This window comes from Trinickia symbiotica, assembly GCF_002934455.1.
Taxonomy (GTDB): Bacteria; Pseudomonadota; Gammaproteobacteria; order Burkholderiales; family Burkholderiaceae; genus Trinickia; species Trinickia symbiotica.
Window position 1 is genome coordinate 267,522 of sequence record NZ_PTIR01000002.1, and the last position, 15,773, is coordinate 283,294.

The 15,773-nt window shown below is 64.8% G+C and carries 14 protein-coding genes; 4 read left to right on the forward strand and 10 right to left on the reverse strand.

Going from position 1 to position 15,773, the window contains the following annotated elements:
* Positions 1-21 precede the first annotated feature (21 nt).
* Positions 22-672: a DNA-3-methyladenine glycosylase gene (locus B0G57_RS04975; RefSeq protein ID WP_026229434.1), complete on the reverse strand. Its 651-nt coding sequence runs from the start codon at positions 670-672 to the stop codon at positions 22-24.
* Positions 673-799: 127 nt separating this feature from the next.
* Between B0G57_RS04975 and B0G57_RS04980 the strand changes: the two genes are divergently transcribed.
* Entirely contained in the window at positions 800-1,888 is a 1,089-nt protein-coding gene (locus tag B0G57_RS04980; RefSeq protein WP_018439394.1) for a calcium:proton antiporter, read from the forward strand.
* A gap of 232 nt (positions 1,889-2,120) precedes the next feature.
* Positions 2,121-2,975, forward strand: a complete 855-nt coding sequence (locus B0G57_RS04985) for a helix-turn-helix domain-containing protein (protein ID WP_026229433.1) — start codon at positions 2,121-2,123, stop codon at positions 2,973-2,975.
* Between the two features lie 4 nt (positions 2,976-2,979).
* Here the strand turns inward: B0G57_RS04985 and B0G57_RS04990 are convergent, their stop codons facing one another.
* The 5 genes from B0G57_RS04990 to B0G57_RS05010 all read right to left on the reverse strand — a co-directional run bounded on the left by B0G57_RS04990 (position 2,980) and on the right by B0G57_RS05010 (position 9,044).
* Complete coding sequence (locus tag B0G57_RS04990; protein WP_018439392.1) at positions 2,980-3,852, reverse strand: LysR family transcriptional regulator; 873 nt, start codon at positions 3,850-3,852, stop codon at positions 2,980-2,982.
* Positions 3,853-4,096: 244 nt separating this feature from the next.
* On the reverse strand, positions 4,097-5,662 hold the full coding sequence (locus tag B0G57_RS04995; protein WP_146013316.1) for a hypothetical protein: 1,566 nt from the start codon (positions 5,660-5,662) through the stop codon (positions 4,097-4,099).
* A 384-nt stretch (positions 5,663-6,046) separates the two neighbouring features.
* Positions 6,047-6,814, reverse strand: a complete 768-nt coding sequence (locus B0G57_RS05000; protein ID WP_018439390.1) for an AraC family transcriptional regulator — start codon at positions 6,812-6,814, stop codon at positions 6,047-6,049.
* Positions 6,815-6,891: 77 nt separating this feature from the next.
* Complete coding sequence (locus B0G57_RS05005) at positions 6,892-8,025, reverse strand: NAD(P)/FAD-dependent oxidoreductase (RefSeq protein WP_018439389.1); 1,134 nt, start codon at positions 8,023-8,025, stop codon at positions 6,892-6,894.
* Between the two features lie 5 nt (positions 8,026-8,030).
* Positions 8,031-9,044 carry a proline racemase family protein gene (locus B0G57_RS05010; protein ID WP_026229431.1) on the reverse strand — a complete coding sequence of 338 codons (1,014 nt, stop codon included), beginning with the start codon at positions 9,042-9,044 and terminating at the stop codon, positions 8,031-8,033.
* 271 nt (positions 9,045-9,315) lie between these two features.
* Here B0G57_RS05010 and B0G57_RS05015 point away from each other — a divergent pair, with 271 nt between their 5' ends.
* Positions 9,316-10,221, forward strand: a complete 906-nt coding sequence (locus tag B0G57_RS05015) for a dihydrodipicolinate synthase family protein (RefSeq protein WP_018439387.1) — start codon at positions 9,316-9,318, stop codon at positions 10,219-10,221.
* Between the two features lie 23 nt (positions 10,222-10,244).
* Here B0G57_RS05015 and B0G57_RS05020 read toward each other — a convergent pair whose 3' ends face one another.
* On the reverse strand, positions 10,245-11,132 hold the full coding sequence (locus tag B0G57_RS05020) for a polysaccharide deacetylase family protein (protein WP_018439386.1): 888 nt from the start codon (positions 11,130-11,132) through the stop codon (positions 10,245-10,247).
* Positions 11,133-11,340: 208 nt separating this feature from the next.
* On the opposite strand from B0G57_RS05020, the gene B0G57_RS05025 reads away from it, so the two are divergent.
* Positions 11,341-12,813, forward strand: coding sequence for an MFS transporter (locus B0G57_RS05025; protein ID WP_018439385.1), 1,473 nt, complete (start codon positions 11,341-11,343; stop codon positions 12,811-12,813).
* Positions 12,814-12,881: 68 nt separating this feature from the next.
* Here B0G57_RS05025 and B0G57_RS05030 read toward each other — a convergent pair whose 3' ends face one another.
* The 3 genes from B0G57_RS05030 to B0G57_RS05040 all read right to left on the reverse strand — a co-directional run bounded on the left by B0G57_RS05030 (position 12,882) and on the right by B0G57_RS05040 (position 15,384).
* On the reverse strand, positions 12,882-13,154 hold the full coding sequence (locus tag B0G57_RS05030; protein ID WP_018439384.1) for a hypothetical protein: 273 nt from the start codon (positions 13,152-13,154) through the stop codon (positions 12,882-12,884).
* A gap of 116 nt (positions 13,155-13,270) precedes the next feature.
* Complete coding sequence (locus B0G57_RS05035) at positions 13,271-13,699, reverse strand: DoxX family protein (protein WP_026229430.1); 429 nt, start codon at positions 13,697-13,699, stop codon at positions 13,271-13,273.
* Between the two features lie 236 nt (positions 13,700-13,935).
* Positions 13,936-15,384, reverse strand: coding sequence for a sigma-54 dependent transcriptional regulator (locus B0G57_RS05040; RefSeq protein WP_018439382.1), 1,449 nt, complete (start codon positions 15,382-15,384; stop codon positions 13,936-13,938).
* Positions 15,385-15,773 lie beyond the last annotated feature (389 nt).

The following is a 15,773-nucleotide window of genomic DNA, read 5'->3' on the forward strand; positions in this document are numbered from 1 at the left end:
GCGCGACACCGGCGCATGCGCTCACCCCGCTAGGGGAGCCGTCAGCAATCGCTTAGGACCACTGACGAACGGACTGCCGGGCTCATAAAAACGCAGTGGCGCATGCATTTCCCGCGAGAGCCCGATTCGCTTCGTCGCGGCGACCGGTTGGCGCTCCGGAGCACCGGGGGCGTCCGAACGATCGTTCAGGCGACCGATCCATAAGCCTGCGCCGCAGCATAGATCGGCACCGTCCCACTGTGGGCCGATATCGAACGCCGTGCAAAGACGGCCCGGCCCGCGGGCAAGATCGAGAACGCGGGCCCCGGGACGCCGCGCCTGCATCAAGGCGAGCCCGTCGAGCGGCTCGACGGCGCGAAACAGGACGGCCGCGCCGACGCCCTCTTCTTCGCTCGACATATTGATCGTGTACGAGACACCGTACACTAGCCGCACGTAAGCATGCCCGCGCGCCCGAAAGAGCGGCTCATTGTAAGGGCGCAGCCCGCGGAAGGCATAGCTCGTGGAATCGCCGATGGGATACGCTTCGGTTTCGACGATTCTGCCGCTCATGCGGCCGCGAGGCGAATCGTGCACGAGACACTTGCCGATCATGAACCGGGCGAGCTCGACGGTGTCCACAGGCAGTTCGTCGCGCACGAGCGGAACGATAGGGTAAGGTTCGGCATTCATATTCATCGCGGAAGAATGTTTGCCTTGATGCAAGGGCGTCTGGCATCTTACTTCACGCGTGAAAGCATTCGCCCGCCGCCTCCCCGGCGAGCGGCGCCCCGGACCTGCCGAAAGAAGGACAAGAACGATGCAAGAACCGCCTCATCCGCTGCCCCGTTGGACGCTCGCCACGCCGATCGTCGCCTGGGCCGTGCTTGCTGCGTCGCCGTATGCGGGCGAGCATGGCCTATTCCTCGTCTTGGTCGCGCTCGCGCTCGCCGCGGCCGTCTTTGCCTCCGTGCACCACGCCGAGGTCGTTGCGCACCGCGTCGGGGAGCCGCTCGGGACACTCGTGCTGGCCGTGGCCGTGACGATCATCGAGGTCGCGCTGATCGTCTCGGTGATGCTGTCCGCCGGCCCCGAAAAGTCGGGGCTTGCACGCGATACGGTCTTCGCGGCGGTCATGATCGTCTGCAACGGCATCGTCGGGCTATGTCTGCTGCTGGGTGGCCTACGCCACGGCGAGCAGGATTTCCGCGTGCGCGGCGCGAACGCCGCGCTTTCCGTGCTCGCGGCGCTGTCCGTGCTGACGCTCGTCATGCCCAACTATCTGAGCGCCGTGCCGGGCCCCGTCCTGTCGCCGTCGCAACTCGCCTTCGCCGGCGTATCGTCGCTCGTGCTTTACGGCGTCTTCGTCTTCATCCAGACCGTGCGGCACCGCGATTACTTTCTCGCCGGCGAGGCCAACGGCGACGAGTCGGCGCATGCGGCGCCCCCTGGCCTCACCACCACGCTCGTCAGCAGCATTGCACTACCGGTTTGTCTCATCGCCGTCGTCCTGCTGGCCAAGAAGCTCTCGCCCGCCGTCGAGCGCATGGTCGTAGGCGCCGGCGCGCCTGAGGCGGTCGTCGGCATCGTCATCGCGGCGCTGGTCCTCTTGCCCGAAGGCATGGCCGCCGCACGCGCGGCCCACGCCAATCGGCTGCAAACGGCCCTCAATCTGGCGCTCGGCTCCGCGCTTGCCAGCATCGGGCTCACGATCCCGACCGTCGCCGCGGTATTCGTCTCGGTGGGCCGCCCGCTCACGCTCGGCATCGGCGGCATGGAAACCGTTCTGCTCGCGCTGACGCTACTCGTCAGCACGCTCACGCTCGCGACGGGCCGCACGACGATTCTGCAAGGGGCCGTGCATCTGTCCGTGTTCGCCGCCTACCTCTTTCTCTCGGTGACGCACTGACTCGGGACAACAACGCCGGTGTCCTCGCGGGCGTCGATTCGTTATCGCGATCAGCGTCGTCGATAGTTGCAAACTTAACGGCTGGATACACAATTGAAAAACGGCGCAGCTTGGTTGCGCGGTTAAAATACGCCGCGCTCCTTCGTATGTTTCGCCGGCCGCTCCGCCCTCTCGCGGCGCGGCGGGGGGTTATTCCATAATCGCTCTCGGACGACGAAACGTCCTCAGCAGCATGACAAACGATGCAACCTCAATGGATTCACTGGCCGTCGCCGAACGCGTCCGCGCGCTGATGACAAAGCGCGGCATCGCCAAGCGGCAACAGACGACCGAGCTGTGCCGGATACTGGAGCTGAGCTTCTCCCAGGGGCACCGCAAACTGCGCGGCAGCAGCCCGTGGACGCTCGCGCAGATCCGCAAGGTCGCCGAAGCGTTCAACGAGCCGGCGGCGCAGCTCGTCGGGATGGCACATGACGAACCCGGGGTCGCCGAAGCAAGCGCACGCGAGGCGTTGCTATGCATCGGTCCCGCGGAATGGCCCTGCATCGCTTGGATCGGCAATCCGGTCAACGCCCACCGATATGCCGAGTACGTCGCCTACCCGCGCGGCGACCAGTGGCGAGTCGTGCGGGCCGAAGGCGCGCTTGCGGCCGATGCGTGCGAAGTCGTCAAAATCGAAATCCACCCGCAGCGCGCGCAGGATCGCCGGCCCGTGGTCGCCGTGGTGGACAGCGATCGCACCGCCGCGGAAGCGCTGCGCGCGTATCTTGAGCAAAGCGGCTTCAGCCCGGTCGTGCACGAAAGTCTTTCGGATTTCGAAAACGCGCTGCGCACGCAAACGTTTGATGCCGTGGTCACGGATTGGCTGTTCGGCGACGAAACGGCGGCAGCGGCGATCGAAGCCGTCCGCCGCTCGCGTCAGTCGGCCGCCCCTGTCTTTCTGCTGACCGGGGAGCTGCTCACAGGCAAGGCGAGCGAATCGGAAATCAGCGATGTCATTCGCCGGCTCGATGTCTCATGCTACGAGAAGCCCGCCCGACTGGCCATTCTCGTTGCGGATCTATCGAAGCGCCTCGGTTTCGCCTGAGGGGTCAGCCCAGGGGCTGTGCCTGCGCGACGATCCAGCTCATGAACGATTGCATCGCGGCCGTTACGCGCTTGGACTTGAGCCACGTAAGCCAGTAGCTTCCTGTATCGACTTCGACGTCGAATGCGCAGACAAGGCGCCCCGAGCGCAACTCGCGCTCGAACATCCGCACCGGCGCGAGCGCCACGCCGGCCCCTTGCATGGCCGCTTCCACCATCAGGCGGGACGAGTCGAAGACGGGCCCCCGGATCGCTCGAGGCTCGACGCCGGCCGCTTCGAACCAACGAACCCATTCGTCGGCGCGATACGAGCGCAGCAACGTCTCATCGGCAAGGTCGCGAGGCGTGGACAGCCGCGCCGCGACGTCGGGCGCGCAGAGCACGCCGAGCGGCGCCTCGATGAGGCGCTCGGCCTGCATGCCGGGCCATTTGCCGTCGCCGAAACGGATCGCGCAATCGAACCCTTCGGCGGCGACATCGACGAGGTTGTTATGGGTCAGCAGTCGCAACTCGACGAACGGATGGTCGGCCCGGAATCGATTGAGACGCGGCATCAGCCATCCGACGGCGAACGTGCCGACGACGCCGACGGTCAGCACTTCATGGAAGTGGCCGCCCTCGAATTGTCTCAGTACCGCGTCGATGCGGTCGAAAGCGTCGGTCAGCACGGGCAGCAGTGCGAGGCCCTCGTCGGTCATGCCGAGCCCGCGCGGCAACCGCTTGAAGAGCACGGCCCCGAGGCGCTCCTCGAGCACGCGCACCTGCTGACTGACCGCGGCCTGAGTGACGCTGAGCTCGCGTGCCGCACGCGTGAAGCTGAGGTGCCTCGCCGAGGCTTCAAACGCGCGCAGCGCGTTCAAAGGCAGATTACGACCCATCGCTCACGATCCATACGATTTTTAGAAACGAGCCATTATCTTCGATTGCCGGGAAGCGGAGAACGGGCACACGCGGTAGAAGACGCTGGAGCAGCGCCTCGCCATGAGATCGGCAAGGCGAGCGGACAGCGCTGTTCTTCAGGACTGCTAACGGAAGGAAGATCGCCTCTCGCCGGACGGCAGCGAGCTGGTGAGCCGGCAATGCGCTGCAGAAGCGCACCGCCGGCACGATAAAGACCTGGGACTATTGCGCCAGCATCGGCACATCCGGCTGAGTCGACGCCGGGCTCGCGGGTCGGGTCTGCGTAGGCGCGATCGGACCGGCTGTCGTGGGCGCTGCCGACGATCTTTCCAGTATGGGCGGCATTTGCGCGGTCGTCGCAGGCGCGGCAGGCCTTGTCTGCGCGGACTGAACCGGCGCGCCCGCCGTCGGCGCGGGCGGTCGCCCGGGCTCGACCAACATCGGCACGGCCGGCTGGGCGGGTTCAGGCCGTGCCGCCGCATTGGATTCGATCATGGCGCGATTCACGAGCGCGCGCGCTTCGCCGCTGCTCGCATCGATCGACAGCGCGTTCCCCGCGTTGTGCCACGCGCAAGTCCATCGTTGCTCGACGAAGCAGGTGCGTGCGGCAACCAGCGCCGCATCGCGCGCTTGTTCACGCGAAACCAAGTCGCGCTGCAACATGAACGCATCGCTGTTGTCGGGCTGCGCGGCCTGTGCAGCGGCAATCGCGCGGCGTGCGGCCGAAAGATTGTTCTTCGCGAGATTCTCCTGAGCGACGGCGATGGAGCGGGCAACCGATGCTTGGCGCCGTTCGCTGTGCGCTTCGTCCTTCGCGGAAGGCGATGCGGCCGACGGCGCGCGCGCCGCGGCCAGTGTCTGACGGCTTTGCCGCGGAGCCGCATTCTTCGACCGTCCCGCCGACTGAGCGGACGGCGGCACGACGACTGGCGCGACGGCCGCCGACGAGTGCGAGGACTGCTGCTCGGAGGACGGACCGGGTTGCGTCGTGGAAAAACCTGTCAGCTCCGATGCGCTCGGCTCGATCGAAGCGACCGACGGAGCGGGCGCGGCAGGCTTCGCGGGCACCTGCTCCGCGACCTGAGGCGAAGAGGGAGCGGCCTGCTGCGGAGCGGGTGCGACCTCCGCCTGCTTGGCGAGCGTCTGTGGCGAAGGCTGCGATGCACTCGGCGCATTGATCGCCGGCCGCGGAACCGGCGCAGCGGAATTAGCCGCCGTCTTCGGCGCCCCTGAGGATTTCGTCCCTGGAGATGGAGCGGGGGTAGCGGGGGTAGCGGCGGCGACGGCCGGGCCCGCCTGCGCACGGCGAGCTTCCGCATCGCGACGGTCCGCCGCCTCCGCTGAAGCCCCGCCCTGGCCGGCTTGCACGCTGCCTTCCGACATCCGTTGAGTGGTCTGCTGCGTTTGCGTCGACGCATTGTCATGACGATGGAGCAACACCGCGCCACCGTAGAGAACGACGAATGCGAGAAGCGTGAGCGCGGTGCCGCCCTTCAATCCCCAATGTCGGCCGCCCCCGGACATGGGCGGATGCACGTCGCGGTAAGACGAATCGAAATCGGCCGCGAAAAGCGGCCTCGGGCGCGAAGCCCAGAGTGCCTCGCCGACTGGCAAATCGGCGCCTGCGTTCTTCGAAGGCTCCTCGCGCGAAGCGGGCTCGTCGCCACCGAGCGCCAACCGCGCATGAGTGCCGCAATGTGGGCAAAAAGAAACGGGCTCGTCGATCCGGCCGCCGCAACGTGAGCACGTTGCCGGAAATCGCGGGCCCTCACGAGGTTCGTTGCGCATCGTCGTCCCCTTACCACGCAACCGACGGCGGTCCTACGCCCCGCGTCGGCGAGGCAGGCGTCGGCGCCAAAGCAGCGCGTCGCGCAGACCGCACAGTAAAATTTGCAAATGTGGACATTCCTACCGATACTCGAAATTCCATCACGCGGCCCAATATCGGCCACCGGTCGACATGCGTCAAGGCGGCTTGCAAACTAGCATCAGCGCCGATCGGCCAGAAGCTAGAAATCCGCTGCAAGTCGATCGCCGCCCATTTTTGCCCGACGGTTGCCGTGGCCACGCGCCGCTATTAGTGAGACGAGACGGTGCGGGCGCTGTTCCCGCGCGATACATTGCGTTACTCGCGCTTACGCCCGGTCACATTGCGATGCTCTTCGACCCCGCTCAACGGGTCCGACCGAGCAGCAACGTCCGATATTCGCTCGGCGTGATGCCGACTGTCGCCTTGAACTGCCGCGTGAACGCGCTGTGATCGGTATAGCCGCAGAGCGCGGCCACGTCCGTCACTTTATCGCTCGAGACGAGCAGCGCCGTCGCCGCGTCGAGGCGCGTCTTCAGCAATACCTGACGCGGCGTCAGATGAAAGACCTTGTGAAAGTACCGCTCCAGCTGCGCCACCGACATGCCCGCCTTCTGCGCCAACTGCGCCATGTTCAACGGCTCTCTGTAGTTCTCCTGAATATGTTGAACGATCGCCGCCAGGCGCGAATAGGCGGGATGCGTCTTCTCGCTCGCCTTCAGGTCGCGCGAAATGCCGGCCACGCCGACGATCCCGCCCGCGGCACTGCGCAGCGGAACCTTCGTCGTCAGGCACCAGCCGGGCTGGCGTCCCGGATACAGGTGCAGTTCGAGCTGATCCAGTATCGCGGGGCTGCCATCGATGATGGCTTTGTCCTGCGCCATATAGACGCTGCCGAAGCGGCTCGGAAAGACCTCCTCCGTCGTCTTGCCGATTAGCGCGTCCTTTTCCTTGCAGCCGCAGCGTGAAGCGAGCGTGCGATTGACGAGCGCGTAGCGTGTTTGCGCGTCCTTGACAAAGAACACGACGTCCGGCAGCGCATCGAAGACAGGCTCGAGCTGTTCAAAGAGCGGCAACATGTCAGAGAGGGTCGTGCCCGCGGGCACATCGGGCAAGGAAAGCATCGGCAGCATCGTCGGGGTCGCGCGAGCTCGCGCGTCGCACGCGAAAATCGAAATGTGCCTCGATTATAGGGGCGCGGCGACCTGCGTCAGCCCGCGGACACGGCTGCGCAAAAGCGGCCCGGCAGATACGGTGCGACGTCGATGGGTGCATCGGTCGAGAAGAGTTGCGCCGCAAGCAGTTTCGCCGTTGCCAGCGAAGTCGTCACGCCAAGCCCTTCGTGCCCCGTGGCGACCCAGACGCCAGGCACGCCCGAGCCCGGCGGCGCCGGGCCGATCAGCGGCAGGCCGTCAGGCGTCGCGGCGCGAAAGCCCGTCCACGCCCGCAACGCATTGAGCCGCGCGAGCCCCGGCAGATAGCGCTCGCAACGCGCGAGCATTTGCGCGAGCACGGGCACCTCGACGTCGGGATCGGTGGTATCGAACTGCCGCGACGAGCCGAGCAACAACTGCCCTGTCGGCCGCGCCTGCGCATTGAACGCAACCGACGTTCCGCCCGATTGATGCGCGCTTTTGATGTACCCAAGCTCCAGCAATTGGTGAGAAATGAACCCCGGGTAGCGATCGGTGATGACGAGATGCCCCTTTTTCGCGCGCAGCGGCAAGTAGGGAATGAGCCGCATCGCGGCGAGGCCGTTCGCGACGATGACCACGTCCGCGCTGGCACGCTCGCCGCTGGCTAGCGTCACGGTCCGCGCGTCGACGGCCACGACTTCGCTTTCGGTCCGCAACGCGATGTTTCGGTGTCCTGACGATTCGGCGAGCAGCCACTGGGCCGCGCGCGGAGCGTAGACGATCGCATCGTCTTCGACGAGCAGCCCGCCCACGAGCGACGGAGCGAGTTGAGGCTCACATTGGTGCAGCGCCGCCTGATCGAGCAACTGCGCCCTCAGCCTGTGCGTAGCAAACGTCTCGTGCAGCGCGCGCGCTGCCTGCCATTCCTCGTCGTCAGCGGCGGCCCATAGCGTGCCGCAGCGATGAAACGCATCGTCGGGCCGCAGTTGCGGAGCCAATTCCAGCCAAAGATCGCGCGAATGGCGCGCGAGCGCGAACTCGGCCGGTGTATCGTTCATGACGACGATGTGCCCCATGCCCGCCGCGGTGGCGCCGCAGCCGATGCCGCCGGCCTCGAACACGTTCACCTTCATGCCGCGCGCGGCGAGCTCGGCGGCACAGGCGGCACCGACGATGCCCGCCCCTACGACGAGTGCTTCAGCTTTCATTCGGTTCACGCAACAGGGATCCCCGAAGCGAACGGATCGTCCTGCTCGAAGCAGAGTTTGCCCTCGGCCATGATATGCGCGCGGCCTGTGATGATAGGCACGATGGCCCGCGTATCGCCTGATCCGGCGTCGATCGCGCGGACCGCATGGGACTGATCGTCCGTCTCGCTCGCGCCTGCATCGTCGAGCAAGACATAGCGCCCTTCGAAGACGCTGCCGATGATGCTCTCTTGCCGCCAAGTCTCGCCCTGGGCGAGCTTTCCGTCCGCCGCAAGGCACGCGAGCTTCGCGCTCGTGCCCGTGCCGCACGGAGAACGGTCGTAGGCATTGCCGGGGCACAGCACGAAATTTCGACTGTCGATACCGGCGCGCGGGCTTTGCGCGAATAGCTCGATATGATCGATGAGCGCACCGCCCGCTCCGGTCACGCCTTGCGCCTCGAGCGCCTCACGGATCGCATGCGTGAACGTCGTCAGTTCGCCGATGTGGGCCGGCTCGAGCGTGCACCCGTGCTCCGACACGAGGAAGAACCAGTTGCCGCCCCATGCCACATCGCCCGTGACCGCGCCGTATCCGGGCACGTCGACGGTCAGCGCGCGACGATAGCGATGCGCAGCCACATTGCGTACGGATACGCTTCGGTCTTCGTTCAGCGTCGCTTCGACGATGCCGACGGGCGTCTCGATCCGGTGGCGCCCCGGCTCAATGCGTCCCATATAAGCGAGCGATGCGACGAGCCCGATCGTGCCGTGGCCGCACATGCCGAGATAGCCCACATTGTTGAAAAAGATGACGCCCGCGGAGCAGCTCGAATCATGCGGCTCGCAAAGCAGTGCGCCGACGATCACGTCTGAGCCTCTCGGCTCGGTGACGACGCCGGCGCGCCAGTCGTCGTGATGCTCGCGCAGCCGCTTGAGCCGCTCGGAAAGCGGGCCGCTGCCGAGGTCGGGGCCGCCGGCCACGACGAGGCGCGTGGGTTCGCCGCCGGTATGGGAGTCGATAATAAGGATGGTCTTCATCGTAAAACTAGCCTCGGTTTGAAACCCCGGCAGCAAGGCCGGTGAGCCGGGAGCCCGGCCTGAACGATTGCTGCGCCAATGGTAGGAATGCGCGAGGCTTGCCGTCTTGGCGCCGATGCGCGCCGCCAATGACGATTTCGGCACATCGATGCGGGTTCCCGGTTATGCCGAAATCGTCATCGCCGATGCGCGTAGGCCGCAAGACGCCTCGGTGCCTCGGGCATACACTGCCGAACATCCCGTCTACCGGATTCGCTCAAGGAGAGGAGCAATGGCCACTACATGGAAGGGCGTACTGCCCGCGGTCACCACAAAGTTTCACGAGGATTTCAGCATAGACCGCGCTTGGACGAAGAAGAACATCGAGGCGCAAATCGACGCGGGCGTCGACGGCATCATCGTATGCGGTTCGCTCGGCGAAGCCTCGACGCTTTCGCTCGACGAAAAGCTCGAGGTGCTCGACATCGCCGTCGAAGCCGCGCGCGACAGGGTCCCCGTGCTCCTGACGATCGCAGAGAACAGCACGCTCGACGGCTGCCGTCAGGCCGAGCGCGGCGCGGCGCATGGCGCGGCCGGCTACATGGTCCTGCCGGGACTTCGCTATTTGTCGGACCGCCGCGAGACGCTCAATCATTTCCGCATGATTGCGAAGGCGAGCCCCCTGCCGCTCATGATTTACAACAATCCGCTCGCCTACGGTGTCGACATGACGCCCGAGATGTTCGCTGAGATCGCCGACGAGCCAAAGATCGTCGCGATCAAGGAATCGTGCGGCGATGTGCGGCGCGTGACCGATCTGATCAATGCGGTAGGCGAACGCTATTCGATTCTCTGCGGTGTCGACAATCTGGCCATGGAAGCGATGCTGATGGGCGCGCATGGCTGGGTCGCCGGGCTCGTCTGCGCGTTTCCGCGGGAGACGGTGGCAATCTATCGGCTGCTTCAGCAGGGCCGCGTCGCGGAGGCACTGAAAATTTATCGATGGTTCGCGCCGTTGCTCGCACTCGATGTGTCGCACAAGCTCGTGCAGAACATCAAGCTCGCCGAAGCCATCGTCGGCCTGGGTACCGAGCACGTGCGTCCGCCGCGGCTGCCGTTGGCCGGTGACGAACGCAAGGCGGTCGAATCGCTGATTCGCAAGGCGATCGAAACGCGGCCGGCGTTGCCGGCAATCTGACGGACGGCGAACATCGAGCACGATCAAAACTGCGGGAAGCGCCCTCCCCACCCGCCGCGGCGCAAATAGCGAAACGAGAGCGGGATGCCGGTCAATTGCGCTGCGAACCATCTCACCGACGCGTGATCGTCGACGATGATGGTGCGCAGCCGAAACGGATCGGTCGAACCGTCGTTCCAGCCGACGTCGCATGTTCGAGCGCTCGTGTAGCCTGCTGCTTTCACCAACTCGACTTCCCGCTCCCCATAGTTGCCGTTCGGATACGCAAAATGTGAGCATGCGTTCCCAACCAGCTGCTCGATCTCGCGCTTGCAAGCGACGATCTCGTTCTCGCATTCGGCATCGTTGCAACGCGTCAGCACCGGATGGAATTGCGTGTGCGCCTGAAAGTCCACGTACGGACGCATCGCTTCGATTTGCTCGACGGTAAGGCCTGTCGCTCGATCGTCGCCGTCCTGGCGATAGCCGTATGCATCGAGTTCAGCAAGGCGCTCCGCATTCGTCATATGCTTGAGGCGCTCGATGCCGGCTTTCTTCGCTCCCGGATGCAACCACCAGTGCGTGCGCGCGCGACCGACAATGCCGCTGCAAAGAAAGATCGTTGGGCGCACGCGATGCTTGATGAACACGGGCAGCAGATCCGCGTTGCCGATGTGACCATCGTCGAGCGTGATCACGGCGCGTGGACGCCCCTGCCCCGGCGTGCGCGCCTTTTCGAGAGGCACGAAATCGCACATTTCGCGCAGATAACCGAGATGCGCATCCAGCGTCGCTGGGTCGGGATCGTGATAAAGGAGGATCGCCACGCGGTCCCGCCACAGCAAGGCGCGAGTCGCCCTCGCGACGCCTGTCAGAACGAACAGCATCGCGATGAACTCTTTGAATGCTGCCCCGCCCGAGGTTTGGGACATTGGTTTTCTCCGTTCGAGGACGACGCGCAGCCACAACGAGTCTAGGGAGAGGCGCCCCTGGTCATCGGTACGCAGCCGCACAATGCCAGCGAGAACGAACTTCCGCTGGACCAGCCGGGATTCGACGGCCCGCGGCGACGCTGACCATCCATCGACGTTTCACTCGATGACGAACCATTCCCTACGCCGCGTCGCTAACATGGGTCCAATGAATACGCTCACACCTCTCCAAGCAACCGCGCGGTTCACACCAACGATCGCGCGCATCCTCGCCACGGTCAGCATTGCATTCGTCGTCACGCAACTGGATGTGACGATCGTCAACATCGCCTTGCCGAGCATCGGCAACCAGTTGCATGCGCCGGTGGCAAGTCTTCAATGGATCGTCGACGCCTACACGCTCGCGTTCGCCGTGCTGATGCTTTCGGCCGGCGTGCTCGGCGATCGCTACGGCGCCAGGCGACTCTTCTCGGCGGGCCTCGCGTTGTTCGCATTGGCGTCGCTCGCATGCGGTCTCGCCCCGAACGCGCCGGCGCTCGTCGCCGCTCGCGCGGTACAAGGCGCCGCCGCGGCCGCGATGCTGCCGAACTCGCTCGCGCTCCTGAACCGCTCATGCGGCCACCACCCTCACTTGCGCGCTCGCGCCGTCGGGCTATGGACCGCATCGGGCGCAGTCTCGATTGCGGCGGGGCCCGTCCTCGGCGGGCTGTTGATCGCCGCATTCGGCTGGCGCAGCATCTTCCTCGTCAACCTGCCGATCTGCGCGCTGGGTCTGCTGGCCACGTTTGCGTGGGTGCCGAATGAACGAGAAGAGACATCACGCCGTCGAACGAGCGGGACGGTCGGCATCGACGTTCCGGGTCAATGCGCCGCAATCGTCGCATTGACCGCGTTCACGGGCGCCGTTATCGAGTCACAGCCTCTAGGCGGGGGAAGTCCGTGGATCGTCGGCGCATTGGCGGCCGCGATGCTCGCCTGCATCGTATTCGTCGTGATCGAAATGCGGAGCAAAGCGCCGATGGTGCCGCTATCGCTGCTGCGCGACGCAACGATCAGCGCGGCCGTCGTATTCGGCGTTTGCGTGAACCTAGCCTACTACGGGACCGTGTTCGTCTTGAGCCTCTACCTGCAACGTGCGCATGGCGAGACGCCGCTCACGGCGGGCCTCGCATTCCTTCCGCTGACGGGGGGCTTCCTAGTCTCCAATGTCGTGAGCGGCTGGGTGGTCGCGCGCCGCGGGCCGCGCTTCCCCATGATGTTGGGCGCCGCGATCGGCGCTCTCGGCTACGGCTTGTTGCATACAGCGCGAGCGGACAGTTCGTACGCGGCGCTCGTCGTGCCGTTTCTGTTGATTCCGGCTGGGATGGGTCTTGCGGTGCCCGCGATGACGACGGCCATCCTCGCCTCGGTTGAACCGCATCGCGCCGGCACGGCGTCGGCCGTCCTAAATACCGCGCGTCAGGCGGGCGGCGCTGTAGGCGTTGCCGCGTTCGGCGCCCTCGCGAGCGGCACCGGCACGCAAGCGGTGGTGACCGGGCTACAGGCCTCGGCCGCGATTTCCGCCGCGTTGCTCATTGCAGGCATGTTGGCAAGCATTCTCGTCCACCCGGAAGGGCACGCGCGGGGGGAACTTGCAGGCGCGCCGGCGCGCCACGGCGCGCACGAGCCGCAAGGAAGATGAGCGTTACACGAAAAAAAACGGGCGGCGTTAGAAAAAACGTACACCGCCCGCACGCGAGGAAGCCGCCGTCACAGCTTGGCGTTTTGTATCGTGCCCGTGTCGAGCGCACGCTCGATGAGCCCTTCTTCGCACGCCTTGCGAATTGCATTGGCGATAAGCTTGTCGGGCGGTTCCATGTCCGCTTTCAGTGCGCCAAGCAATCCGCTCGAATCGAATACCACGAGCGTCTCAGCCGAATCGTCGCGGCTGATGATGACGCGATGCGCCAACTCCCCTTCGCCGAGCGTCGCGCAAAACCGCATCGGACGGCCGTTTATGGTCTGCTCGAAATTCTCGATCATCGCTGCGCCCTCCGTGATGAAGCCGAAGCGTTCGTAGCGGTAAGAGAAGCAAGCTCCGTGCGCAGACGATGATTCATACCGACGAACGTTCGATTTGTCCGGCGCGATTTCTGTATCTACAGCAGACGCCGCTTCGGCGTACGCGCCGCGTCGATGCTGAGCGCGCCGGCGCCCGTCACGCAGAGCAGAAGGAAACCGCCTGCTATGCCGATGTTTTTCCAGAAATGAATCACCATGTCGCGCTGAACGGCCGCATCGACCACGTTCCAGAAATCATGCCCGAGCACGGCCGTGATGACCGTATAGGCTGCCATGATGATGCCGAGCGGTCGGATCAAGAAGCCGACGACGAGGAAAATGCCGCCGATCAGCTCAATTGCCGTCGCGATCCCCGCACCGATCTCGGGGAACGGCACGCCTTTTGAATGCAGATACCCCACGAAACCGGAATAAGCCAGCAGCTTCATGACACCGCCCCAGAGAAAGAGCACGGCAAGCGCAAGGCGGGCGAAGAAGATGATGCCGGAATCGATGGGACGCGCCATGAATGCTTTCCTCCTTTTTTCGTCGATCATGACAGGCAGTGACGATCGCCGCGGGCCGGCGTGTCGATGCTCAGGATATGCGTTGCGCCCTGGATTTCCAAGCGCGGCGCACATCCTCGTGCCTCAATCGAACGAACGACTCTGGAAGAAAGGCGAACCGCTCAGCGCAAATGCAGCGAATCGAGCTGACTTTGGGCGGTTCGCGCCGATACTTCTTTCTTGGGCTCGGCTCGGGCCTATGCGACCTGCTGCGGCCTCGATTCACCCGGATCGTCCGATTCGCGGTGGTCGCTTCCGCCAACCACGTCGAGCTGACGCATCATCGGCGCCTCGGAGCGCAGCCCGATCGCATTGAGCAGGCGGTACAACGTGGCGCGTGAAACGCCCAGCTCCGCGGCCGCACTCGAAAGACTGTACGCGTGACGCGCCAGCGCCTCGCGTACCGCCGCGCGCTCCGCTTCACAACGGACTTCGGCGAGCGTGCGCCCCGGCTTCGGCCCGGCGTCGGGCAGACCGAGATCGTCGGCCGTGATGAAGCGTCCTTCCGCCATTACGACCGCACGCCTCACGCAGTTGATGAGCTCGCGGACATTGCCGGGCCACGCGTAGTTGAACATCGCCGTAATCGCGTCGCTCGAAAAGCCGCGAATCTTGCGCCGGCCGTCGCGCTTATGCAGCGCGAGCGCATGGTAGGCGAGCAGCTTGATATCGTGGCCGCGCTGGCGCAATGGCGGCTCGTCGAGGCGCAGCACGCAAAGCCGATGATAGAGGTCGGCCCGGAAACGCCCCGCCTCGATGGCCTGCTGCAAATCGACGTGCGTCGCGGAGATGATGCGCGCGTCGACCTTGGTCGAGGCGTTGCCGCCGAGGCGCTCGATCGTCCCCTCCTGCAAAAAGCGCAACAGGACGGCCTGGCACTCGTGCGGCATATCGCCGATTTCGTCGAGAAAGAGCGTTCCTCCGGCGGCGGCCTCGATGCGCCCGATCTTTCGTTGCAAGGCGCCGGTAAACGCGCCGCGCTCGTGACCGAACAACTCGGACTGGAGCAACGAAGGCGGAATTGCCGCGCAATTGATCGCGACGAAGGGCTGGGCCGCGCGCGCCGAGCGATCGTGGATCGCGTGCGCGGTCAATTCCTTGCCCGTGCCCGATTCGCCGGCGATGAAGACGGGCGCATCGTTACGGGAGCATTTCTCTACCCCGCGATAGAGCCGCTGCATCGGCTCGCTGTTGCCGATCATCTTGCAGCACCCCGGCATCGGCGGACCCGAGTCGACGCTGTCACGCAGGACCGAGAGCCCATGCGCATGGCCGAGCACGATCGCGAGCCGCTGATCGTCGCAGGGCATCGTGACGAAATCGAAACAGTAGTCGAGGATGAAGCGCCGAATCGCGGGTTGCTCGGCTTGTCCATGACGAACTTGTGCCACCCACGTTGCATCCGTATGGGACACAGACGCTTCCAATTCGGCCAACTGCTGCTCGGTGCAGTCCAGCGGCATCGCGACGACGCCGACGCGAATGACACCGCGTTCGAGCATGCGGTCGACCTGCTGAGGTGTTCTGGCGTGAACGACATGCCAGCCGGCCGAGACGAGTCCGTCCTCGCCGACAACATCGGGCTTCAGCGAAAGAAAAAGAACCGTCCGCTCGGCGCGCAGCGGATTCGACGCTTTGTTGTTCATGTTGCCCCCCGTATCGATGCCTAACCGTTGTTCCTCAGACGTATTAAAACGGCATGCATCGGTCCAAACTTTGATTTCGATCAATCGCGGTATAAGACATCGCACTAATACTTACCCGTATCGATCGAAACCCAATCCGAGGCCGGCCGTCTCGAGCGGCTCTAGCCCCATTTTCATCCCGCCTCGCATAGGTCAGGATGTCCCGGTTCACGACAATTGAACAGCCGGCATCGATACGATGCCGGACCTGAACGACGGCCGTGCCTGCTTCTTACCTCGGAATGATTTTTATTTGCGCGCTTTCGTCCCGCACACCGCCCGGTGGAGGTGTTGGCCGATCGCGCATTGAAGCCCCTTGCATTGCAACATAGACGACAATCTGACGAAAT